The sequence below is a fragment of the Paenibacillus germinis genome (genome assembly GCF_013141785.1).
GTDB classification, from domain to species: Bacteria; Bacillota; Bacilli; order Paenibacillales; family NBRC-103111; genus Paenibacillus_E; species Paenibacillus_E phytorum.
The window spans coordinates 545,754-570,322 of the sequence record NZ_WHOC01000019.1; the positions used below are offsets into that span (position 1 = coordinate 545,754).

Consider the following 24,569-nt stretch of genomic DNA (forward strand, 5'->3'; position numbering starts at 1 on the left):
TGCAGACACCTCAATTCAACGCTGCGCTTGCATCAATCTCATCAAAGAAGACCAATCCAAGCAATCATTCTACCTGTAGAACCGCCTTCTTTTCGATGTGAAAAAAAGAGATCAGTGCTACAACTCGTACATAACTGTGATACTTCGATATGGGACGACAAAATTCCTGCTTGCAATAACAATTTTCGGTTCAATTCTTGCAAATTCAGCATATACTTGCCATTTCCTTTGTCGACCATAACAGCTTGACGCTCTTCTGATGATGCATTGATATCCATAAGTACATGGTTCACACGATTAGCTACAGTCTCATCAACCTCATAACAGCAGGCTCTTATGGATGGACCAATTGCCGCGCGAATGTCTGTGGCCTGACTACCAAAAGTATGTGTCATTAAGGATATCGTAGCCATGGAAATGTTTAACACCGTGCCTTTCCAACCTGCATGAGCCAGACCGGCAACACGTTTGACAGGATCGTAGAAAAATAACGGTACACAATCTGCAAATTGCGCACAAAGAACGATTCCTTTCTCATTTGTAATGAAGCCGTCCTTCGCTTGAATGGCCGTTTCCCTGGATGCTCTGCCCATACCTTTTTCCTGTAGGCTTACTATAGTGACTTCATTACCATGTACCTGTTCTGCATACGTGAATGCTTCAAACGGCTGTCCTACGGCCTCAGCGATCAACTCACGATTCCTAACCACATGCTCTGGTACATCGTTCACATGCAGTCCGCTATTGAGCGTCGCATACGGTGACTGACTCACTCCTCCATGGCGGGATGTAAAACCAACGGTTAATTCGCAGTACTGCTCCATCCAGCTTGCTATCGTAAATAGGACTGGCCCATCTTCTTTCGCTTGTTTCACAAATGGTTCCACGGTCGTTTCTCTCCCCACACTTGGATCTTTACTCCTTTTACTTTAGCACAAAATAAAAAGACACACGATGTTTGCTTCGCCTGCCCATGATGCAGCAGCCTTCGCTCGTGTGCCTTCCGTCAATTACGGAATTGCTGATTGAACTCATAAACACCTTCGTTATCATCCGTTTGACGATAAGGCCGGACATCTTCTAATTTCACAAGAACGACATCTGCACCGATTTTCACAATATGCTTCCAAGGTATAATGACATCTGTCCCTGAACCGAACAATCCGAAAAATCGGCTTTGATTAGGTACAACTATCGATTCGATACGACCCTGACGCAGATCAAGCTCCAAATCACTGATTTGCCCGAGCTTTTTACCGTCAACAATATTGATTACATCCTTCGTCTGGAAATCAGATATTTTCATGAGGCTATTCACCACGAATCTCATTAGGATTTTTAACTGATTTTGTACTAGTATATGTGCGGTGTGGGCAAAATGTCCTGAAAACCAAAAAAAGACCTTCACGGCTTGTCACAGCCGATCCAGTCTTTATGTTAATTACGATTTCACATGTTTCTGCATCTGACAGATGGCCGATTTCTCAAGCCTGGAAACCTGAGCTTGGGAAATGCCGATCTCATCGGCAACCTCCATCTGCGTTTTCCCTTCAAAAAATCGCATGGAGAGAATCATCTTCTCCCTAGCATTTAGTTTACGCATAGCTTCACGAAGTGCAATTCCTTCAATCCACGACATGTCCTTATTGCGCTCATCACTGATCTGGTCCATGACATAGATGGGATCTCCGCCATCATGATAAATCGGTTCGAATAACGATACCGGGTCCTGAATGGCATCAAGCGCGAATACGACATCCTCCTTAGGCACATTAAGGGCCTCGGAGATTTCGTAAATCGTAGGCTCGCGTGAATTCTGATTCGTCAAGCTGTCTCTGACTTGTAAAGCTTTGTAAGCAATATCTCTTAAGGAACGAGAAACGCGAATCGGGTTATTATCTCGTAAGTAGCGGCGAATCTCACCTATAATCATCGGTACAGCATAGGTCGAGAACTTGACGTTTTGACTTAAATCAAAGTTATCAATGGCTTTCATCAAACCAATACAGCCAACTTGGAAGAGATCGTCCACATACTCTCCGCGATTGTTGAACCGCTGGATTACACTTAGAACTAACCTTAGGTTCCCATTGACCAATTTCTCTCTTGCAGCTCGCTCCTGTTTCGTCTGCAAATCAGAAAACAGTTCACGCATTTCAGCATTGGTCAGAACAGGCAGTTTGGCGGTATCAACACCACATATCTCAACTTTATTTCGGGTCACCGTGATTACCTCCCAAGGAGAAACATTACTGTTAATTATCCCCGTGAGCGGTTGATTTATTCCTGTCCTATCCCTGATCGAGCTACTTGACAAAAGGGTTTCGACTCGCTCCCTCCCGTGACTGCTGAACAATTTCGACATGACCCGTCAAAAAATATTTTTCAGACCATCTTATTAAATTCTTTACGAAGCCTTTTAATAATGCGCTTTTCCAATCTGGAGATATACGATTGTGAAATACCCAGTAAGTCAGCGACGTCCTTTTGCGTTTTTTCCTCCCCATCTTGCAGGCCGAAACGGAGCTCCATGATGATGCGTTCCCGCTCTGTTAACTTATCAAGTGCTTTATGCAGCAGCTTTCGATCTACCTGTTCTTCAATATTTCTGTAAATGGTATCATTTTCGGTCCCCAAAACATCAGATAACAGAAGTTCATTTCCGTCCCAATCAATATTAAGCGGTTCATCGAAAGAAACTTCCGTACGTATTTTACTGTTTCGTCGTAAATACATGAGAATTTCATTTTCAATACAACGGGAAGCATATGTAGCTAGCTTGATCTTTTTCTCTGGGTCAAAGGTGTTCACCGCTTTTATTAGGCCGATGGCACCGATAGAAACCAAATCCTCGATATTGATGCCAGTATTTTCGAACTTTCTAGCTATATAGACAACCAATCTCAGGTTGCGCTCAATCAGCATAGCTCGCACTGCGGCATCCCCGGACGGTAACTTTTCCAATAAGTACTCTTCTTCTTCTCTCGTAAGTGGGGGCGGTAACGCTTCACTGCCGCCAATGTAATAGATTTCTTCGCCTTTGAGACCTAATAGCATTAAAATACGATAATACGCTAGTTGAAAAAGCATTTTCCACTTCAAGAACATGTTAGTTTCCTCCTAAGAGTTTTGCGTATGCAAAACTGACTTCGTAAGCATATGTAGAGTTTTGCTGCTAGCAAAACAAATTTCCTAAACCGAAGAAGTGGTTTACGTTACTTATTACTCACCCTCCATTTTGAAAACGCTATCCTGCTGAAATCAATGCTGGATGGATAATCGCTTGATAAGTGCCGTCACTGCAAAGCTTTCCTCCATCGAGTCCGATAAGCACCTTAGACGCTTCAATTTGCAAATGATTATGGGTGATCACCACCTTATCCGGTTTAATGGCCAGCATGAATTGGGTATTCCGATTAACGCCACGGTAGGGCACGAGACGCAAGCGATCTTGCCAAACAAATTCCTCCACACCCAAACCACTTATGATCTGATCAACATCTGCTGATCTAATCCTTTGGAGCCATTCTACAGGCAATACATCCCCCCACTCAGACACTTCCATTACCATTACAGGGGTTCGAGTTAACGGGTCATACAATTGATTTCCCGTATCTATTAAACCTTTGCAAGAGGCTGTATAATCACCCACATGAATCGTTACTTCTGCCAAATAAGATGTCAACACCTCACGCTGCTTCGAACTCTGAAACACCGTTCTGAACCACCATAGCAAAGGAAGCAGCAACATGAGCACAAACAGGATGCCTCCAACCTGCATCTGAAACATGGCCACGCCTGTTTGCGTAAACACAATCCCATCCATCACATCGGATGAGGATGCCAGTACATAATGAATGCCGAACATACCACCGGCTACAGCAAAATTCACTAAAAGGAACGTTCCGATGTTTCTCAATAAATTTTGTAAGGAGCCAAACCCAAAAGCAGTCATAATCATACCGACACAGAACATACATTTCACAGAAAATGTAAAAAGAAACAACGGCACTGGCAAGAACATAATGACCACATAGGAAGCTCCCAAAACCGACGAACCTACGATTCTCCACCACTTGAACGATATTTTCCGCGTTTTAGCCGTTACGATAAGCATGGCCGCATCCATCAGAAAGTTCAGCAGGAAAATGAGATCCGCATAGACGACCACAATTTCCTCACCTCCAAGACGGATGCTTTTATAGTAATTTTTCTGACGAAACTTTAAGGTTCTAAATCAGTATAGGGGAATCTAAATTCAAAGTCTGTCTAAACTTGCTAGTAGGATGATACTTTTTTTGTCAGTTGACGCGGCCTATCACGAGCTAGAAAAGCCCTAAGAATAACAAAAAACCGAAGCCTCTACATCATGTAGGGCTTCGGTCTCTTTACAATTATTGTGTAATTATTTGTCGGTATTCCGTCCGCGATTACGCAGAAACGTCGGAATATCTAATTGGTCGTTAGAAGGTTGAGAACCAAAAGGTTTCAAGTTGTTCAACCGATTGTCTGGAGCAGGAGTTTCTGGTTGACCCGTGCCAGGACGTTTGATGGGTTGATGAACAGGCGCTGCCTTATGCTCGAAACCAGTTGCAATAACCGTAACGAGAATTTCATCCTTGAGTTTGTCATCAATAACAGCTCCGAAAATCATGTTCACTTCGATATCAGATGCAGATGCAACGATATCAGCTGCTTCATTGACTTCGTACAAGCTAAGATTCACGCCACCCGTAATGTTCATCAGAACCCCACGAGCTCCTTCAATGGAAGTTTCCAACAAAGGACTGGAGATCGCTTTTTTGGCTGCTTCAGCTGCACGATTCTCACCTGTTGCCACACCGATACCCATGAGGGCCGAGCCGCGTTCTGTCATAATCGTTTTGACATCCGCAAAATCCAGATTGATTAGTCCAGGTACTGCGATTAAGTCAGAAATCCCTTGTACACCTTGACGAAGTACGTTATCCGCTTCGCGGAAGGCTTCAAGCATAGGAGTCTTCTTATCTACTATCTCTAAAAGACGATCATTCGGGATAATAATAAGTGTGTCTACCTTTTCTTTCAATGCTGCAATACCTTGCTCCGCTTGTAAAGAGCGTTTGCGTCCTTCGAACGTGAACGGACGAGTAACTACACCTACCGTTAATGCGCCTACTTCTTTAGCGATCTCGGCAATAACCGGTGCAGCTCCAGTACCCGTACCGCCACCCATACCGGCTGTAACGAATACCATGTCTGCGCCGCGAAGCGTATTCAGAATTGTCTCCCTTGACTCTTCTGCTGCTTTCTTACCTACTTCAGGGTTCGCACCTGCACCAAGACCGCGTGTCAGTTTATCCCCGATTTGTAATTTATGCACAGACTTAGCTAAGTGTAAAGCTTGAGCATCTGTATTGACGGTGATAAACTCAACGCCCTTAACGCCGTTCTCGATCATTCGGTTTACTGCATTGCTTCCGCCGCCACCAACACCGATGACTTTTATTTGAGCCAATTGGTCTAAATCCATATCAAATTCAAACATGTGAGTCATATCCCCCTAACTTTGCGTTCACTATATAAATTCACTGAAAAAATTTTTTACCCGTTCAAGAAAACCTGGTTTAGTACTATCGGAGGATTTTTTTGCTGTTGTCTTCGTTACTACTTTCTTCGAGAAACCCGAATTCCGATTTTTCATATATTTGGATACGAATTGAATGATACCAACGCCACTAGTGTAGGAAGGATCACGTACTCCAATGAAATCCGGAACAGCGATACGTACAGATGTTGCAAGTTCAGCTTGTGCGACCGCAAGTATGCCTGGCATACAAACGGTTCCGCCTGTAAGCACATAACCACCAGCTAAATCACCATATCCCAAACGATGAACTTCCGCACGGATCATTTGGAAAATTTCTTCAACGCGGGGTTCAATGATATTCGCGAGGTCTACTTGCGAAAACTCTTTTTCCACATTGCTTCCCATTCTCGTAACCTTAAATACTTGATCGGGCGCTGAATCATCTACAGAAGCACAACCGTATTTCAGCTTTATTTTCTCTGCGATTTCGAGCTGAGTCCGGAGTCCAATTGCGATATCATTACTGATGTACTCGCCACCGATTTGAATCGTCGACGTAGCCACAAGATTACCTTGTTCAAATACGGCAATCGTTGCTGCCCCTGCTCCTACATCAACCAGAACTGTTCCAACAGCTTTCTCATCCTTCGATAAGGCTAACTGTCCAGATGCTAGCGACATTAAGATGAGGCCTGCAACCTTCAGTTCGGATTTTTCCACAACACGGATTAAATTATGTATCCCTGTCTTCGCTCCAGTGATAATTGTTGCTTCCACTTCTAAGCGAACACCAATCATGCCACGAGGATCATTAATGCCTTCTTGTCCATCAACTAAATATTGCTTTGGTACAACTCCAATAATTTCACGTTCGGGAGGTAATGCGATGACTCTAGCCGCCTGAATAACACGATCGATATCCTCTTCTCCGATTTCTCGGTCTTCATTAGAAACAGCGACAACACCATGACTAGATTGAAGAGCAATATGATTACCTGAAATTCCTACGTAAACCTCGGAAATTTGTACGCCGACCATTCGTTCAGCATGATCAACGGCGCTGCGAATTGAATTCACAGTTTGATCGATATCAACGATTGCGCCTTTACGAATACCCTCTGACTCGGCAGATCCCACACCTATTATATTAATGGTTCCGTTTACGACTTCCCCAATAATAGCTCGAACCTTGGATGTACCGATGTCTAAACTAACAATGATGTCATTGTTGCTCAAGCCCCTGGCACCTCCTGTAACTTGGGTAATAAAGTGAATTCCTCACAAATACTTCTATACGTATTCCACACAACCGCCATATTCCCTCTTTTTTCTACATTTTTTTTGCTAGTAAAAAAAGTCATTTACATATCTAGTCTTAATGATGAGAAAACGATATAGATCCTGTCTAGTAATCACTTAAAAAAATCTTAGGTACTGATAGATTCCTATTTAACCATAAATCTAATTTTAACATTTTTTTAAGTGATTGAGTAGCCCATTAAACGTTTTTTTGTCAGGAAGGACGCGCGGTTTCCTTTGGTGGCGATTTGGGCGTCGCTTTTGGAGTCGGCTTCGGGCTTGTCTTACCCCCATCTTTGATCGAATCAGGTGTAGGACTCGGCGAATTGCCCCCAGACTTCTGACCGGATGCATTGTTCGAATCATTTTTGGACTCTTCATTCGGTTCGAAAGGAGCGTGATACTCTACTTCTAGCATTTTGATAACACCACTCGTAATATGATCTTCTTGTAAGCTTGCTATATAGGCAGGCAAATTGTCAATTTTCTCAGGTAAATAGGCAATGGTTGTATACACTTCGAATTGAGATCTTGTATACAGTTTGATCTTGTCAGGGTATGGCTCTGACGGGTCCGGTTTAATTTCGGAAATGTCAGAAAGCGCACTCTCCGGGATTTCACCAAGCACTTTGCAAAGTGCGGCCTTATTCGGATCGCCATCCGTCCATCCAGTCAATATAGGCATGTCCAACGGAATGCTTCCTGCAGAAAGCTCCACGACAGCACCATCAGCGAGCACAGCCTGCTTCTTACCATCTGCTCCAATTTGGAACGCCACTTTAGGGAATTCTTCAACAGTAATACGGATAATGCCTGGAAAATGCTTCTTCACTACTGCTGTTTTGATCATGGGCATCTTGGCAATGCGCTGCTGGATAGCCTGTGAGCTAACGGCAAAGAAACGATCACCTACGGCAATTTGACTTGCTTGTCCAATTGTTTCTGATGCCATAAGTTCATTTCCTTCAACTTCAATGGCACTAATTCGGCTAAGGGAAGATTGAAAAAACAAAATGATAAGAACTGTGATGAAAAAAATGAACAAGAAAATGAGCAGCTTCCGATTCGTACGCGCACGCGGCTTAGGAACAGGCAGAGTGGGTACTTTGCGGTCTTCAGACAAGATGGGCACCACCTATTATTTTCGTATGACAAACAAATGAAAACCGTGTATCCCCACCTGCATGCAGGAAGGGATCCGCGGAAGTCATTCAAACATTCTACTCGCTTGGGACGGGTGCTTGGCGATGCACGGAGGCTCCCAACATGGAAAGCATATGTTCAATTCTATCATAGCCTCTATCAATATGATGAATTTGCTCAACGATCGTTGTGCCATGCGCAGCCAGACCAGCAATGACAAGTGCTGCACCGGCTCGCAAATCAGTCGCTTCAACTGTAGCTCCATATAACCTCGGAACCCCTCGTATATAGGCTGAGCTCATATCTACACGGATGTCCGCTCCCATACGGGAAAGTTCATCAACGTGCTTAAATCTACCTTCGAATATCGTTTCTTTCATTACGCTTAGTCCATCTGCTAGAGATAACAGCACCATGACTTGCGATTGAAGATCCGTTGGAAAGGACGGATGCGGTGAAGTAACAATTCGCTCGACCGCCTTCGGTCTTGTCGGACAGCTTACATGTATTATATCACCGTCCGTGATGATTTGAACACCTGCGCGCTTGAGGACATGAATAACCGAGGTTAAATGAGCAGGGTTCACCTTTTCGAGTGTAATGCTTCCTTTGGTCGCAGCTGCTGCCACAAGGAATGTTCCAGCTACAATGCGATCAGGTATGATGCGATATGAACAAGGAGATAATGACTCCACTCCGCGAATCGTTATGGTGTCCGTACCTGCGCCAATGATATCAGCGCCCATTGTGTTCAGGAAGTTTTGCAAATCCTGAATCTCAGGTTCACGGGCAGCATTGTAAATCGTTGTGATGCCCTCTGCCTTAACAGCAGCCATCATAATATTTTCTGTTGCACCAACGCTTGGGAAGTCTAGTACAATCTCGCTGCCTTGCAATGAATCTGCGGTGCAAACAATTTTGTTAGCGAATTCTTCGATGTTGGCTCCGAGAGCCTGCAAACCTTTAAGGTGCAAATCGATTTTACGTTCACCGATCGCGCAGCCACCCGGTTGATAGACCGTAACACTGCCGAATCTAGCGAGTAGCGGACCCATTAGAAAGATGGAAGAACGCATCTGCCCCATCAATTCTTCTGGGATATGAGAGGAATGAGCTGTGGATGTTGTGATAGATACCGTATCCCCTTGCTGCTCAGCACGACAGCCCAGCGCGCTAAGAATGCGCAGCATGGTGTCGATATCGAGCAAATTAGGAACATTATGCAGAGTATGAGTGCCGCTAGCCAGGATGCAAGCTGCTAAAATTGGTAATGCGGCGTTTTTCGCGCCGTGTATCTGGATGGCTCCCGTAAGAGGTCTTCCACCTTCGATAACGAGCTTCTCCAAAGTTCCACCTCCGATTTACCTCTCACCCATCATCAGAACTTCCGGTACTAGCGATATGCCGTACTGATTCTGTACGATTAGCTGTACCTCGCCTATGAGAGTGAGAACGTCCTCGGCTGTAGCATCTCCGGTATTAACAATGAAATTGGCGTGAAGCTTAGAAATTTCAGCTCCACCGACACGTTTGCCTTTCAGGCCAGCTTCTTCGATGAGCTTAGCTGCGAATCCCCCTTCGGGGTTGCGAAATACACTCCCAGCGCAAGCTAATTGAAGCGGTTGCGTGCGGAGGCGCCTATCCCGGTAAGCCGCCATGGCTCCCGCTATTTCTTTGCGCTCTCCTACCTGTAATTCAAAGACAGCTTCCGTTACAATGCCGGGCATTGTTTGCAGAATGGAATGTCGATAGGCATACTGCAAATCCTCCGCCTGCATAGTGACCAATTCCCCTGTGTCCAGGATGACTTCAGCCTGCTTGAGTATGCGTGACACATCGGACCCATGAGCCCCTGCATTCATGTAGACGGCGCCTCCCACAGAACCGGGAATGCCAGAAGCAAACTCCAGTCCGGTTAAACCCTCCTTGGCCGCTAGTACGGACAATTTAATGAACGAATAGGAACCACCTGCGTAGACCATCGCACCATCAAAGCGAAGCGTTTCTAACGCATTGCCAAGTTTAATAACGACCCCTCTAATGCCTTTATCACTTACAAGCAGGTTGGATCCTCTTCCGATGACCGTCCATGGAACACCGCGTTCATATAAAAATTGGATGGCAGCAGCTACCTGCTCTTTCGTTTGGGGGATAACGAGGCAATCAGCCGGACCGCCGATTTTCCATGTCGTATAAGGGGCTAGTCGTTCATTCGTTCGAATCTCGCCAATATTTGCTGCCTGTAAGTCGGATATTAACTGTTGCATGGGAAAACCTCCTTCACAGAACGTAGGGCGAAATTATCTTGAAAAGCAGCTTCAAGCTTCATAATTTCATAATACGGACCGAGTCGAAGATGGCCGGTCTTCGTTGTTTGGCGCCATATTAAGCCTTAGGTGTCTGTCACGGTTATAGTGTAGTTTATGTAAAATCGGATAGAGTGTGACAATCGCCTATTCGGTTTAGCAAAATCAAGTCGATAAGCTAAAGGTTTCAATCAGTTTTACGATCGATGCAACCGCATCGCTTTCTTTGCGTGATTGCATCGCTGCCTTGTAGGTCTCTCGATTCGTATGAAGAGCTTCCACACGCTCTGCGAGCGTATCAGCTGTTAACGCCTCTTCTTGTAGAACGTCCGCGTAGCCAGCTTTCTGAAATGACTCCGCATTTAGAATCTGGTCTCCCCGGCTTGCCTGCAGAGATAAAGGAATAAGCAGCATCGGCTTTTCCATGACTAAAAATTCATAAATAGATGTGGCACCAGCCCGGGAAATAACAAGCTCTGTCATTGCCAAAATATCGGGGAGCTCCTCATTCAAATATTCAAATTGTTTATAACCCCGGGTATTGGCAAGCTCTGACGCAATATTGCCTTTTCCACATAGGTGTACAATCTGAAACTGAGCTAGTAATCGCCCTAGGTTGCCTCTGACGGCTTGATTAATCACTTGTGAGCCTAGGCTGCCGCCCATTACCAAAATGACCGGTTTCTGCGAATGAAAATCACATAGCTGGTAAGCGCGAGACGCTTTACCGCTTAGAATGTGTTCACGAATCGGTAAACCTGTCAGCTCAACCTTGTCTCTTTGAACATGCTGTAAGGACTCCGGAAAGGTAACGCAAACCTTGGTTGCAAAAGGAATTGAAATTTTGTTCGCAAGCCCTGGCGTTATATCGGACTCATGAATAATCACCGGGATCTTGTTCATCCGACTGCCAAGCACGACCGGGACGGAAACGAACCCGCCCTTCGAAAAGACGATGGCGGGCTTCAAACGACGGAGCAATCTATAAGACTCATAGACGCCTTTCATCACTCTGAAAGGGTCTTTGAAATTTTTCAGATCAAAATATCGACGTAATTTCCCAGACGAAATCGAATAAAAAGGTACCCCTTCGCGTTCAATGATGTCTTTCTCGATGCCCGTAGCTGAACCTATGTATTTAATTTCCCAACCTAATTGCGCAAGCTTATGCATCAGCGCTATGTTAGGTGTAACATGTCCTGCGGAGCCTCCTCCGGTAAAGACAATCGTTTTCATTCCCCTGTCACCTCGAATAGCGGGATATATTGAGCAGGATGCCGACCGATGTCAGCATAAGCGTCAATGAAGACCCTCCTGCACTTATGAATGGCAAAGTAATGCCGGTTACCGGGAACATCCCAATAACAACACCAATATTAATAATGACTTGAACGGCAATCATACCGATAATGCCTACAGCGATCAAACTGGCAAACGTATCCGGCGCTGTAATAGCTGCCCGCATTCCGCGCCATACAAGAATCGTAAAGAGCAGCAGCACAAGCGTACCGCCGATAAATCCAAGTTCCTCAGCAATAATGGAGAAAATGAAATCCGTTTGCGGCTCTGGCAAATAGCTATACTTCTGACGGCTCATACCTAGACCAAGCCCTACAAGACCACCTGGTCCAATAGCATATAGCGATTGAATCGACTGATATCCTGCACCTAAGGGATCCTGCCACGGATCCAAGAATGCTGTAATTCGCTTCAAACGGTATGGGGCAGCGATGACGAGCCCGATAAAACCCGCAACCCCTATCATACCCAGATACGAGAGATGAAGCAATCTCGCCCCCGATGTGTAGATGATGAGCAGCGAGGCTCCGACGAGAACAGCACCAGTTCCAAGGTCAGGCTGCAGCATAATGAGACCGAACGCTAAGCCCATGATGCCAAGCGGTGGCAATAAGCCTTTTCTGAATAATGTTATTTTCGCTTGGTTTTCGGATAACATGTTGGATAGAAAGAGAATCATCCCAATTTTCATAAATTCGGACGGCTGAATACCGAAGGCACCTATACCTAACCAGCTTCTAGCCCCACCACGAACAACCCCGATGCCGGGAATCAGAACAATAATCAACATGGCAAAGCAAATAAAAAGCGCTACTCGGGCAAACCTTTTCCAAACCAAATAATCAACATTCATCGTAAAAAACATGGCGATAACACCCAAAACAGCAAATATAAATTGACGTTTCAAGTAGTACAGGGAATCGCCAAATTCACGAAACGCAAGAACACTGCTAGCGCTGTAAACCATAATAACGCCGATTGTCAAAAGCAACAAGGTTGGAACAATAATCCAAATGTCAGGAGCGGACCGTGCTTTACCCATAACAGACACCTCTTCGTGTGTTGTGGGCGTCATCCTTGATACATATCAGCAAGCAGCGACAGTATCGCCAACCAAACAGCATATGTGGATAAGCCCTATTTAAAGGTTATGCACGGACTCCTTAAACATGCGTCCCCTGTCCTCATAGGAGGGGAACATATCCCAGCTTGCACAAGCAGGTGAAAGTAGAACAATATCTCCGGGTTCACTCATTTGCCAGGCAAGCTGAACGGCTTGCGACACCGCGTCCGCTGCATCCTTAGCAGTATCGACGGTTTGAATGCGGCTAATCCCTGCCAGCTCGGCAATATGCGTAATTTTCTCTTTCGTTTGACCTAAAGCAACGATACCTTTAATCCGCTCACGAAAAGTAGGCAGAAGTTCCATATAATCCGACCCGCGATCCAAGCCTCCTGCAATCAGAACAACACGCTGGTTGAACGCCTCAATCGACTTTATCGAAGCCGCTGCATTCGTCGCTTTGGAATTGTTATAGAAGGTCACATCCTTCAGCTCTCTAACGAGCTCCAGACGGTGTTCTACGCCTTGGAAGCTTCTGAGCACATCTGCTATGGCTTCCAGCTGAACACCCGTGGTAATGGCTGCTGCCGCCGCTGCTAGCGCGTTCTCAACGTTAAAGCTGCCCGGGATACCCATTTCACTTGCCGGCATAATCGGCTGCACTTGGCCTAATCCATTTGCATAAACAATGGCCTCAGTCTCTACATCGAAGTAGACGCCAAAAGCGAGCTTCTCTTTCATAGAAAAAGGGAATAGCTTAGCCTTCAGACTAGGAATTAAAGACTGGCACACCTCATCATCCCAATTCAAGATTGCTGTATCTTCTTCGGTTTGATTCGCAAATAACTTAGCTTTCGAAACGATATAGTCATCCATTGAACCATGATAATCCAGATGAGTTTCGTACACATTTAACAAAAGTGCAATCGTTGGTCGGAACAAACTCGTTCCTTTCAGTTGAAAGCTGCTAAGCTCAACAACCATCCAGTTATCAGCTGTAACTTCAGGCGCAGCCTCGGTTAATGCGCGCCCGATATTACCCGCTACAACGGGAGATAATCCAGCTGCGTCCAGCATTAAACCAATCAATGTTGTCGTCGTGGTCTTGCCATTCGAACCTGTTATACCAATAATTGGAGCTTCACAGAATTGATAAGCAACCTCAACCTCTGTCACGACTTCGATTCCGAGCTCTTGTGCTTTGCGAATAGGCTCTACCGTATACGGAATTCCTGGGTTCTTCACAACGAGAGAAACACCTGCATGCACCAAGGACTCCGGATGAAAGCCGCATACAACAGAAATACCCAGAGCCTCTAATTCATCGGCTTCAGGGCATGCGCTTCGCTCTTTTTTGTCATTGACCGTTACCAAGGCTCCTTTTTGATGAAAAAGCTTAGCCGCAGCGACACCGCTGCGAGCCAAGCCCAAAATAATGACTTCAAGTCCACGATAATCCCGCGGATGATTCATGCTCTACAACACCTCATTCATATATAATCCGAGTACAGCAAGTACGAGACCTACGACCCAGAATGTGATAACAACACGCCATTCCGACCAACCAACCAATTCGAAGTGGTGATGGATCGGACTCATTTTGAAAACACGCTTACCTCTCGTCTTGAAAGAAACGACTTGGATCACAACAGAAAGAATTTCAACCAAGAACACACCGCCAACAATGGCAAGAAGCAGCTCAGCTTTGGTCAAAATGGCAACAGCCACAAGGCCGCCACCAATCCCGAGCGATCCTGTGTCACCCATAAACACTTTGGCTGGATGAGCATTAAAGACGAGAAAACCGAGTACGGCCCCAACCATAGCTGCCGAAAAAATAGCCGCTTCCGGCTGTGTATTATTCATAGCAATAACCGTATAAGCACCAAATGCAATGGCACTTGTCCCTGCAAGCAGACCATCGAGACCATCTGTAAAATTCACCGCATTCGATGCACCCAACATAAGAATGGCCATTAACGGAAAGTACAACCAACCTGGGTTGAAGTGGAACGCCACAAATGGAATATATAAGTCCGTGCTATGTCCTTGCATGACAAGCAGGTAACAGACGATGGCAGAGATCAAGAGCTGACCGAACAGCTTTTGTTTCGCTGTAAGACCAAGTGATCGCTTGAAAATAATTTTAATATAATCGTCGAGAAAACCAACTAACCCATAGCCTAATGAGGCTATTAACAGGATTAGAAGATCCGTATTTTTATCGGCAAAACGAAGCGTAGCAAGGGCCAGCGCGAGCAAAATAATGACCCCGCCCATCGTCGGTGTCCCTTGTTTTTTCAGATGCCCTTGCGGGCCATCCTCACGAATTTGTTGTCCGAATTTCATACGCCGCAAAATGGGTATAAAAAGCGGTCCCATAATAAGCGAAAGCACAAAAGCTACGCCCATCGTTAATAAAATTGCGTTTTCCACATTGGTTCCCCCTGCTCGTTTTCGTCTTTCGAAAACGATCTACTGTTTCATCCTATAATTAATTACATACGCCATCTAGGCGAGTAAGGCATTAACCACATGCTCGAGACGCATGCCTCGCGAGCCTTTCACAAGCACAAGGTCCTCGGGTTGTGCGATTGCGGCGAGCTCTGCCGCGAGCTGCTCTTTGTCATCGAAGGCGCGCACGCACGCCTTCGGGAATTGCTGAGCCGCTTCATCCGCGATGAAGCGGCCAAGACGGCCGAACGTGAAGACATAGTCTACACGTTCTGGAGACAGCATCGCACCAATGCCGCGATGGAACTGCTCTTCGTGCTCGCCAAGCTCCAGCATGTCGCCGAGCACGAGGAACTTGCGACCGAAGCCGCTCAGCTGCTCGGTCAAGTCAATCGCAGCCCGCATGGATGCCGGGCTGGCGTTATACGCATCGTTAAGCACAGTCAGCCCTGAGGCTGCTGTCAGCTTCTCGATGCGCATGCTTGTCATCTGCAGCGAGCGAAGCCCTGCTGCTATTCCCTCAGGCGAGACGCCGAAGGCTTCGCCGATGGCTATGGCTGCTAACGCATTAATTACATTATGCGTACCGAGCAAGGGAATGAACAATTCCGGGTACCCCGGAGAATTGATCTGGAAGTGCGCCCCGTCCGCATCCATCCGGATGTCGGTCGGGAACAGATCATTACCCGCGCCGCTGCCGAAGCGAATGCGGCGCAGCCCGCCGACGCCTCGCTCCGCGAGGGCCTGTTCAATCAATGGCTCGTCGCCGTTGTAGACGAACAACCCACCGCTGGGCATTCCGCTAACGATCTCGGCCTTAGCCCGAGCGATTTCTTCCCGCGAGCCAAGCTGAAGCATGTGCGATTCACCGATCATTGTAATAATCGTCGCTTCCGGCTCAGCCAGATTGGACAGCAGCTCGATCTCGCCACGTCCACTCATCCCCATCTCGACTACGGCGAATTGCGTAGTTTCCTCAAGCTCGAGCAGCGTGAGCGGTAAACCAATATGATTATTCAGGTTTCCCTTTGTTTTATGCACTTGAAACGTACTACCCAAAACGGCTGCAACTAAGTCTTTGGTTGTTGTTTTGCCATTACTCCCAGTAATGCCAACAATGCGAACCGGCAGCTGCTTGCGATAAGACTTAGCCAACTGCTGCAGGGCTGTTAGCGTATCCTTGACGCGAATGATGGGCATGCCTTCTGGGGGGTGAGGATGGTCATCTTGCCATAAGGCAGCCGCAGCACCCTTGCTGTAAGCCTCTGCGGCATATGCGTGACCATCATAATGATCCCCGATCAGCGGCACAAACAGACTTCCTGGTCGAATTGTTCGTGTGTCGGTAGATATGCCTATTATTGGAATGTCCCTTGCCGTTGACGCCCAGGACACCCGCACTCTCTCATCGCCTAGCATGTCTGTCATTTGTTCCAGTGTGCGCTCTATCATCGTTCTCTCCCCCTAATCGCAGCCTTAGCCACCAATCGATCATCGAAATCATGCTTGACCCCCATGACATCCTGATACGTTTCGTGGCCTTTTCCCGCTATCAATATTACATCCTTAGGGCCTGCCCCTTCAATAGCCTTTTGTATCGCTTTTTTGCGATCCACGATTAATTCATACTTTTCCTTCGGGTAATTCACCTCTTTTAGACCAGGAACAATATCATCAAGAATGGCATCTGGATTTTCCGTACGCGGATTATCTGATGTCACATATAAAAAGTCACTATATTTAGCTGTAACCTTACCCATAAGTGGGCGTTTCGTTCGATCACGGTCACCACCGCAGCCAAACACAGTGATTACCTTACCTTCTGCAAAGTCACGTACAGTAGACAGGGCATTCTCTAGTCCATCTGGGGTATGTGCATAATCAACCAAGACTAAGTAATCCTGTCCTTCATTTACAACCTCCATGCGTCCATCTACTACCGTAATATCTTCTAAACTATTCCGGATCGCTTCAAGGGGAATCCCTTCAGCAAGTGCCGCAGCAATGGACCCAAGCGCATTGTACACGTTAAATTTACCAACCAACTTCATTCTGAAAAAAGCCTCTCCTGCAAAGGAAACAAGCTTAAATTCCGTTCCTTGGGCAGTAATTCGAATATTTGTCGCCCTTACATCACAATCGTTCTCTATACCATATGTAATAATTTGCGCGGCTGTCAGCTTACTGAACGTTTGGGAAGCAGCATCATCTGCATTTAGAATAGCATACTGGCGCTCCTTGAGATCGGCTGAGAAACCATTCCCCAATCTTGAGAAGAGCAGTCCTTTTGCCGCTGCGTAAGCATCCATTGTTTTGTGATAATCTAAATGATCTTGTGTTAAATTCGTAAAAATACCCGAACGGAAATGAATGCCCTTCACTCGACCTAATTCCAAGGCATGACTGGACACTTCCATAATGCAATAATCCGTCTTCTGTTCACACATCATGCGGAAGCTGCGCTGTAGATCGACGGCTTCTTGTGTTGTGCGCTCCATTTCCGTATACGTATCGCCGATTTTCATTTGAATCGTTCCCATAAGTCCCGTCGTAAAGCCTTGATCCCGCAATATTTTCTCAATTAAATAGGTCGATGTCGTTTTGCCATTCGTACCCGTAATACCAATTAATTTCAGTTCTTTGCTGGGATAGCCATAGAAATGGGCTGATAATGCTGCCATTGCATATCTCGCATCTTTCACAACAAGCTGAGGAATTGGCAAGTCAAGTACTCTTTCCGTTACAAGCGCAGAAGCCCCAAGCGCAATCGCTTTTGGGGCATAATCGTGACCATCTGCTGTCAGTCCAGGGATACATAGAAATAAATCCCCTGTTTTTATTTTACGAGAGTCTGCTTCAATCCCAGTAATCTCTGTTTCAGCATCTCCATGTATGTGGGTAATGAGCAGTGCGGAAGCAAGCTCCTGAAGTTTCATGAGCAACCCTCTCCTTAACGTTATTGCTACCTATTATTGACAATTTTATGCTTATGGAAAAGCCAAACATGTCTTACTCGCAAATCTTTTTTTCCAGTCAACTAAACCACATTATTGCGGTGGCGCATTGTTTGAGAGAAAAATGCGTATTGTAGAGCCTTGATCTACTCGTGAACCCGGCTTCGGCGCTTGACTGATCACATATTTGCCATTGCCAGACTTAGCCAGCCTAAAATTCATGTTCAGATCTTCTAATATATCATCAACTGAAGCTCCAACCAAGTCCGGCACCTCAACAATCGGTATTTCACCATAGCGATAGTCTTTATCAAGCTGGTTTTTATCTGGTTCGACTTTCATATATCGCAAAGCATCAGCCATCATATTCTTCACAAGCGGAGCTGCAATCAGACCTCCAAATTGAATCCCTTGAGGATCATCCACAGCTGCATAGATGACAATCTTCGGATTATCAGCTGGCGCGAAGCCAATGAAGGAGACAATATGCTCATCCGGCGAATAACGTCCGTTAATGACCTTCTGCGCTGTTCCCGTCTTCCCACCTACGCGATAGCCGTCGATAAACGCATTGCGCCCTGTGCCTTTGGCAACTACGCTTTCAAGCGCTTCGCGTACTTGCTTCGATGTCTCCTCTGAGATGACATTGCGCACAAGCTCGGGCTCTACAACATCAACAACCTCACCCGTATCCGGATTTGTAAACGATTTTGCCACATACGGCTTAAAAAGTTTTCCTCCGTTAATAGCCGCAGAGACAGCCGTAATTTGCTGAATCGGAGTGACCGATACCCCTTGACCGAATGCCGTCGTCGCTAGCTCAACAGGACCCACCTGAGACGGCTTAAACATAATACCATTTTCTTCGCCGCCGAGGTCAATTCCCGTCTTCTTCCCAAAGCCAAACTTTGAAATGTAATCAAACAACTTTTCCTTGCCTAATCGCTGTCCCATAACGACGAATCCGGGGTTACAGGAATTTTGGACGACTTGCAGCATCGTTTCACTGCCATGACCTCCGCGTTTCCAACAGCGGAGTCTAGCCCCTCCGACCTCAATAAATCCGGGATCGTAAAACTGCTCATTTTTTAAATCAACCTTTTTTTCCTCAAGTGCTGCAGCTAGCGTAATAATTTTGAAAGTAGAACCCGGCTCATATGTTTTCCAAATCGGTAAGTTCCTGTTATAGGTTTCAGCCGGAAAATCCTTATAATTGCCTGGTTCATAAGTCGGCCTGCTGCCCATGGCAAGAATTTCTCCATTATTTGGATCCATCATGATGGCAATAACATTTTGCGCCTTATACTGTACCATAGCCTGATCCAATTCTCTTTCCAGCACCGATTGCAAGTGACTGTCAATTGTCAGCTTCATATTGAGGCCGTCTTTTGGCTTCGTATAGGTATCCGTTGTCCCTTCCAACGTTCTTCCTGCTGCATCAGTCATATAAGATATGCTTCCGGCTATTCCAGTCAATTGGCTGTTATATTTTGCCTCAATGCCTGTCAGGCCTTTATCTAATCCAGCAAAACCAAGAATATGGGCAGCTAACGAGCCAAAAGGATAATATCTTTTGTTATCTTCTGCTACTACAATACCAGGAAGATTTAGATTTCGTACTTCTTGCGCTTTTTCAATCGTTATTTTGCGTCCAGATGGCTTGATATCGTTTTGAGATGTTTTCTTTGTAATCTGTTTATAAATGTCATCTTCATTCCCTTGCAGCACTTCGGCAAGTTTGGCTGCAGTGCTTCGGGCGTCTTGAATTTGAACAGGAATAGCCACTATCGTAGGTGTACTCATACTGTAGGTCATCGTTATCCCATTGCGATCTTGAATCTCGCCTCGCTTGGGCGCAAATTCAATTTTTCTCCGCCAACTATCCTCTGCTTTATTCGCCAAGTCTTGTCCAATCCATAGCTGGACATAAGCTAGACGGAGAATAAGTGCTGTAAAGATGACAGTGCCAATAATGAGCGCAGTAAACAATCTGCGACGAACGGTAACGTTAGAAACACGCATGAACGTTCAGTCTCCCTTCCCAATAAGTCAACATCATTCCTAACATGACTATTCGGGACAAACAGGGGTTAGAACAAGCTCTCCGTTAAGGTGTCTTTTTAGCCGTAGATCGCTGCGCTTCTGTTTTCGTATTTGACGCCGGCGTTGGCGAAGGTGTAGGTGTTGATGAACTTGCAGTTGAAGATTTATCGCTTAATGGCTTGAGCTGCAACGTCACACTTCTCCCCTCACCTTCTCCTGTTGTGGCCTGATCCGAGACATATCCTTCACCGGCGGTTTGACAGTCTACTTTAAAGAAGGAACAGGTTTCAACGGCATCTCGAAGTGATCTACCTACCAAGTTAGGCAGCGGCATTTCGTCAACAGTTTGCATCGCAACATATATTCGTTGTGTAGATAAGATTTCAGTACCTGCTTTCGGAAATTGATCCACAACCTTGGCTCCCTTACCGAAAACTTCAAGTGACAAACCGATCTCCTTTGCTGTAGCCTTGGCGCTTTCTGCTGTCACATCTGCAAAATTAGGCACCGTTAGCTTATTCGCTGGCTTCGTTACCATTTTCGATTGCTTATTCGATGCAACGCCCATATACTGCAGCGATTCACCAACAATTTCTTTAAAAGCAGGAGCTAGTACCTGCCCTCCTAAGTGATAATTGCCGCCTAAGTCAGGTTGATCGGCGATCAATGTAACTAGGATACGAGGATTTTCAGCAGGAGCGTACCCAATAAAGGAAATAACCCACGAATCCGTGGAATAGGTCTTTTCACCGGGAAGGACTAAGTTAGCTGTTCCTGTCTTACCTGCGATACGGTAGTCCTCCATAAATGCAAGCTTACCTGTACCAATATCTTGGTCAGATACAACTTGTTCTAAATATCCGGTCACCAGATTAGCTGTCTTTTCACTTACGACTTGCCTAACGACTTGTGGCGCAAAAGACTGAATGCTTTTCCCTGTTTTCGGATCGACAATATCCTTAACAATGTGAGGCCACATCAATTTGCCACCGTTGGCCATCGCAGCATAAGCAGCTGTTTGTTGAATGGCTGTCACAACGACCTTTCCTTGTCCATAAGTAGCGGTTGCAAATTCAGATGGATATTTCATATCTATTAAACCGGAAACTTCATTCGGCATATCAATATTCGTTTTTTGATCGAACCCAAATTTCTTAATGTAATCTTTCAGCTTAGGTGAAGTTAATTTTTCTATACCCAATTTGACGAAAGCAACGTTACTAGAGCGCTTAAGACCATCCAAGAAGGAGATTTTCCCCCAACCAACCCGATTATGATCATGGAGTTCTCTATCCTCTACCCGAATCATACCTGATTGGTACATTTCATTCGGATTAAATAGACCCTCTTCTACTGTAGCAGCTAATGTCACTAGCTTAAAAGTAGAGCCAGGCTCATAGCGAGAGGCTACCGCATTATTTTTGAAATCACTTTGATCTTTAATCGTCCAATAGGTATTGGGGTTAAAGGTAGGCGTATTGGCCATTCCCAGAATTTCCATGGTTTGTGGATCAACAGCAATCGCCGTTAGGCTCTTCGGGTGCCACTTGTCATTTACTTTTTCAAGCGCGCTCTCCAAATAAAATTGGATATTTTTATCAATTGTGAGTCGCACATTGTTCCCATCTTGCGCTGGTTTGAAATTGATCTTGGAATCAGGAAGTTCAACACCTTTCCCGTCCTTCTCATAGCTTAACATTCCAGGAACACCCTTAAGGGTTTGGTCAAGTTTAAGTTCTAAACCTATTGCTGCTTCGCCTTCTTTATTCGTATACCCTAGAATGTGGGAGGCTAGCGTTTCACCTGGATAATAGCGTTTCTTGTCTTCTAAAATAGTAATTCCTACGTTAGCTTTTGCACTTAACTTGAGTTTTGTTTGAAGCTCTGAAATTAACGTACGAACTTGATCTGCCTTCTCTTTCTCAATCTTCCAACCTTCATTTCTAATCTCTGTATAAACAGCAAAATCCGTACCATCTGGCTTCATTTTCGTTGCCCGCTCACGGATTTTATTGACAAGCGTAGGCTTCGTTACATCCGACTCTTTCAAAATTTCCGCTAATCCTTGTGTAACATTCTCAGCGATATGATAGCCATCAATCATTTTGGGATTAAGTGCAATGGTATACGACGTTGCTTCAACGGCAAGTACTTTGTTATTTCTGTCCAGTATACTTCCTCTAACAGGGGTTAATACCTTATCTGTTTCCCATTTCTTCTCGGCTTCCCCTAGCAACCATGAAGCTTCTACCACTTGAATCCAATAGACTTTAGAAATGAGGACAACAAAAAGAAGGGTGAAGAACCCTCCAATTAGCAAAGATCGCAGCTTAATTTTTTTTGTCATATCGAATACCTGCCCATTACGGTTTAGAAACTACTTTATTATTTTTGCTACTGCTTGTATTTGATTTTGTTTTCTCTGGAGTGACTAAACTTACTTTCTTTTCATCTCCTAAATTAAAACCAAGCCGAACAGCCTCACCCTTCATACGTTCAGGACTTTGCAGTTTCTCTACTTCTTGCTTCAAAGCACTGTTCTGAGCTTGCATCTCACGAATTTCACTTTGCATTTTCAAAATATTGGCATTCATCTGATAAATAGCCGCGTAACGCCAGATAATAACTCCCGCTACAATGACACAAAGGATTACTGTGAACAAATAGAGCATCTTCTCCTGTGTCGGCAACGTTTTATTGCGATAAACAACCTTTGTTGTTTCTTTTATCTTCACTTTTGGTGCTGGGGCTGAACGTTTTGGATCGAGAGCCAAATTGCCTTGGATGTAAGATGGCATGTTTTATTTCCTCCCTTGTGTTTATTTGGGGCCCCCCCCAAAGTAATAGGAATAAGCTTCAGAGCTTGTCTTCACTTTGTGGGGTAATTTAAAGCTTTTCAGCGATTCGCAGCTTCGCGGATCTTGCCCTTTGATTGACTTCAAGCTCATGTTCGCTTGGTGAAATTGGTTTTCGTGTTACTAATTTTACAACTCCGGTCTTCTTGCACACGCAATAGGGAAGATCCGAAGGACAGGTGCATTTTTCAACGTTTTTCACAAAAAATTGTTTGCATATGCGATCTTCCAGTGAATGGAAGGTAATTACAGCAACTCGGCCTTGTGGGGCAAGGCAACGGAGTGATTGCTCCAGTGCTTCTTCAAAAGCTCCTAATTCATCATTTACCGCTATACGCAGCGCTTGGAAACTTCGCTTCGCGGGGTGACCGCCGGTCCTTCTCGCTGCAGCGGGAATACCTTCCTTGATAAGCTCCACCAGCTCACCTGTGGTTTCAATGGTTTGTTTGGTCCGAGCTTCCACAATGACGCCTGCAATCCGCCTGGAAAACTTTTCTTCCCCATACTCAAACAAAATTCGCGCAATTTGGTCTGCTGGCCACTCATTGACAATCGTTTTGGCAGTTAATTCCGTCGAACGATCCATCCTCATGTCAAGCTCTGCATCGTGGTTGTAGCTGAAACCGCGATCCCCATCATCAAGTTGTGGAGATGACACGCCAAGATCGAAGAGAATCCCATCCACCTGCGGCAAGCCATCCCGTAGCGCTCTAGGCTCATTCTGGAGCACCTTCTCCAGCTCTCTGAAATTGCTTTTCACGATTTTCACTCGATCCAGGTAGGGCGCTAGCACGGTTTGAGCATTAGCTAAAGCAACATCATCCTGGTCTAGTGCAATCAGTAAGCCATTTGGACCTAACTTAGAAGCAATCAGGGAACTATGCCCTGCTCCTCCCATCGTACAATCCACGTAAACCCCATCCGGCTTTATATGTAAACCTTCAACAGATTCTTCCTTAAGTACCGTCACATGATGAAACACTTGGTGTCCTCCTAAGAGCTTTGCTTTAGCAAAGCTTTCTACGTAAGCATTAGCTAAGTTTTGCCTTGGCAAAACTAACTTCGTAAGCATAATCTGAGCTTTGCTTTAGCAAAGCTTTCTACGTAAACCTCTATAAATCAAAATTAAAATCGACGAGTTTCTCAGCTATTTCATTGAACGACTGTTCGGATTCATTGGCATAGCTTTCCCAAATTTGCTTGCTCCAAATCTCAACTCGGTTGGAAACACCGATAACCACACAATCCTTTTCAAGTTTGGCATGATCCACGAGGTTGCCTGGAATGTTCGCTCTACCTTGTTTATCGAGGTCACACTCCGTTGCACCGGAGAAGAAAAACCGGGTGAAGGCACGCGCATCTGATTTCATTAGCGGCAGTGCTTTGAGCTTCTGCTCGAGTATCGCCCATTCCGATTGCGGATAAACGAATAAGCACTGATCCAGACCGCGGGTGATGACAAATGAGTCGCCGAGGGCTTCGCGAAACTTGGCCGGGATGATCATTCGGCCTTTCTCGTCGATGCTATGTTGATATTCACCCATGAACATAGCATGTCGCCCCCTTTTCCTCCACTTTGTACCA

21 protein-coding genes are annotated in these 24,569 nt (G+C 45.5%); all 21 read right to left on the reverse strand.

Going from position 1 to position 24,569, the window contains the following annotated elements; genetic code table 11:
* Positions 1-41: 41 nt before the first annotated feature.
* Positions 42-887, reverse strand: a complete 846-nt coding sequence (pgeF, locus tag GC102_RS04940; protein WP_171688432.1) for a peptidoglycan editing factor PgeF — start codon at positions 885-887, stop codon at positions 42-44.
* Between the two features lie 119 nt (positions 888-1,006).
* Positions 1,007-1,306: a YlmC/YmxH family sporulation protein gene (locus GC102_RS04945; protein WP_047672367.1), complete on the reverse strand. Its 300-nt coding sequence runs from the start codon at positions 1,304-1,306 to the stop codon at positions 1,007-1,009.
* Between the two features lie 135 nt (positions 1,307-1,441).
* Positions 1,442-2,224 carry an RNA polymerase sporulation sigma factor SigG gene (gene sigG, locus GC102_RS04950; RefSeq protein WP_057303043.1) on the reverse strand — a complete coding sequence of 261 codons (783 nt, stop codon included), beginning with the start codon at positions 2,222-2,224 and terminating at the stop codon, positions 1,442-1,444.
* 161 nt (positions 2,225-2,385) lie between these two features.
* Positions 2,386-3,108, reverse strand: a complete 723-nt coding sequence (gene sigE / locus GC102_RS04955) for an RNA polymerase sporulation sigma factor SigE (RefSeq protein WP_047672364.1) — start codon at positions 3,106-3,108, stop codon at positions 2,386-2,388.
* 139 nt (positions 3,109-3,247) lie between these two features.
* A complete protein-coding gene (gene spoIIGA, locus GC102_RS04960) occupies positions 3,248-4,171 on the reverse strand; it encodes a sigma-E processing peptidase SpoIIGA (protein ID WP_171688433.1) in 924 nt (307 codons plus the stop codon).
* A 234-nt stretch (positions 4,172-4,405) separates the two neighbouring features.
* Positions 4,406-5,527, reverse strand: coding sequence for a cell division protein FtsZ (ftsZ, locus tag GC102_RS04965; RefSeq protein ID WP_029196512.1), 1,122 nt, complete (start codon positions 5,525-5,527; stop codon positions 4,406-4,408).
* A gap of 30 nt (positions 5,528-5,557) precedes the next feature.
* On the reverse strand, positions 5,558-6,805 hold the full coding sequence (ftsA, locus tag GC102_RS04970) for a cell division protein FtsA (RefSeq protein ID WP_171688434.1): 1,248 nt from the start codon (positions 6,803-6,805) through the stop codon (positions 5,558-5,560).
* Between the two features lie 277 nt (positions 6,806-7,082).
* Positions 7,083-7,991 carry a cell division protein FtsQ/DivIB gene (locus GC102_RS04975; RefSeq protein ID WP_171688435.1) on the reverse strand — a complete coding sequence of 303 codons (909 nt, stop codon included), beginning with the start codon at positions 7,989-7,991 and terminating at the stop codon, positions 7,083-7,085.
* A 97-nt stretch (positions 7,992-8,088) separates the two neighbouring features.
* Positions 8,089-9,357, reverse strand: coding sequence for a UDP-N-acetylglucosamine 1-carboxyvinyltransferase (gene murA / locus GC102_RS04980; protein WP_171688436.1), 1,269 nt, complete (start codon positions 9,355-9,357; stop codon positions 8,089-8,091).
* 15 nt (positions 9,358-9,372) lie between these two features.
* A complete protein-coding gene (gene murB, locus GC102_RS04985; protein WP_171648403.1) occupies positions 9,373-10,278 on the reverse strand; it encodes a UDP-N-acetylmuramate dehydrogenase in 906 nt (301 codons plus the stop codon).
* A 204-nt stretch (positions 10,279-10,482) separates the two neighbouring features.
* Entirely contained in the window at positions 10,483-11,553 is a 1,071-nt protein-coding gene (gene murG / locus GC102_RS04990) for an undecaprenyldiphospho-muramoylpentapeptide beta-N-acetylglucosaminyltransferase (protein ID WP_171688437.1), read from the reverse strand.
* A 7-nt stretch (positions 11,554-11,560) separates the two neighbouring features.
* A complete protein-coding gene (gene spoVE, locus GC102_RS04995; protein WP_171688438.1) occupies positions 11,561-12,658 on the reverse strand; it encodes a stage V sporulation protein E in 1,098 nt (365 codons plus the stop codon).
* Positions 12,659-12,757: 99 nt separating this feature from the next.
* Positions 12,758-14,152 carry a UDP-N-acetylmuramoyl-L-alanine--D-glutamate ligase gene (murD, locus tag GC102_RS05000; protein WP_171688439.1) on the reverse strand — a complete coding sequence of 465 codons (1,395 nt, stop codon included), beginning with the start codon at positions 14,150-14,152 and terminating at the stop codon, positions 12,758-12,760.
* A gap of 3 nt (positions 14,153-14,155) precedes the next feature.
* Positions 14,156-15,091 (reverse strand): phospho-N-acetylmuramoyl-pentapeptide-transferase, encoded by a 936-nt coding sequence (gene mraY / locus GC102_RS05005; protein WP_171688593.1) that lies wholly within the window; start codon positions 15,089-15,091, stop codon positions 14,156-14,158.
* A 99-nt stretch (positions 15,092-15,190) separates the two neighbouring features.
* A complete protein-coding gene (locus GC102_RS05010; RefSeq protein ID WP_171688440.1) occupies positions 15,191-16,585 on the reverse strand; it encodes a UDP-N-acetylmuramoyl-tripeptide--D-alanyl-D-alanine ligase in 1,395 nt (464 codons plus the stop codon).
* The gene (locus GC102_RS05015; protein WP_171688441.1) at positions 16,582-18,069 is read right to left on the reverse strand and encodes a UDP-N-acetylmuramoyl-L-alanyl-D-glutamate--2,6-diaminopimelate ligase; all 1,488 of its coding nucleotides are present in this window, start codon (positions 18,067-18,069) and stop codon (positions 16,582-16,584) included. The genes GC102_RS05010 and GC102_RS05015 overlap by 4 nt, the downstream gene beginning before the upstream one ends.
* 111 nt (positions 18,070-18,180) lie before the next feature.
* Positions 18,181-20,109, reverse strand: coding sequence for a stage V sporulation protein D (locus tag GC102_RS05020; protein WP_171688442.1), 1,929 nt, complete (start codon positions 20,107-20,109; stop codon positions 18,181-18,183).
* Positions 20,110-20,194: 85 nt separating this feature from the next.
* Positions 20,195-22,477 carry a penicillin-binding transpeptidase domain-containing protein gene (locus GC102_RS05025; RefSeq protein ID WP_171688443.1) on the reverse strand — a complete coding sequence of 761 codons (2,283 nt, stop codon included), beginning with the start codon at positions 22,475-22,477 and terminating at the stop codon, positions 20,195-20,197.
* A 16-nt stretch (positions 22,478-22,493) separates the two neighbouring features.
* Positions 22,494-22,928 carry a septum formation initiator family protein gene (locus tag GC102_RS05030; protein ID WP_171648387.1) on the reverse strand — a complete coding sequence of 145 codons (435 nt, stop codon included), beginning with the start codon at positions 22,926-22,928 and terminating at the stop codon, positions 22,494-22,496.
* A gap of 88 nt (positions 22,929-23,016) precedes the next feature.
* Positions 23,017-23,967, reverse strand: coding sequence for a 16S rRNA (cytosine(1402)-N(4))-methyltransferase RsmH (rsmH, locus tag GC102_RS05035; RefSeq protein WP_171688444.1), 951 nt, complete (start codon positions 23,965-23,967; stop codon positions 23,017-23,019).
* A 130-nt stretch (positions 23,968-24,097) separates the two neighbouring features.
* Positions 24,098-24,535 carry a division/cell wall cluster transcriptional repressor MraZ gene (gene mraZ / locus GC102_RS05040; RefSeq protein ID WP_029196525.1) on the reverse strand — a complete coding sequence of 146 codons (438 nt, stop codon included), beginning with the start codon at positions 24,533-24,535 and terminating at the stop codon, positions 24,098-24,100.
* Positions 24,536-24,569 lie beyond the last annotated feature (34 nt).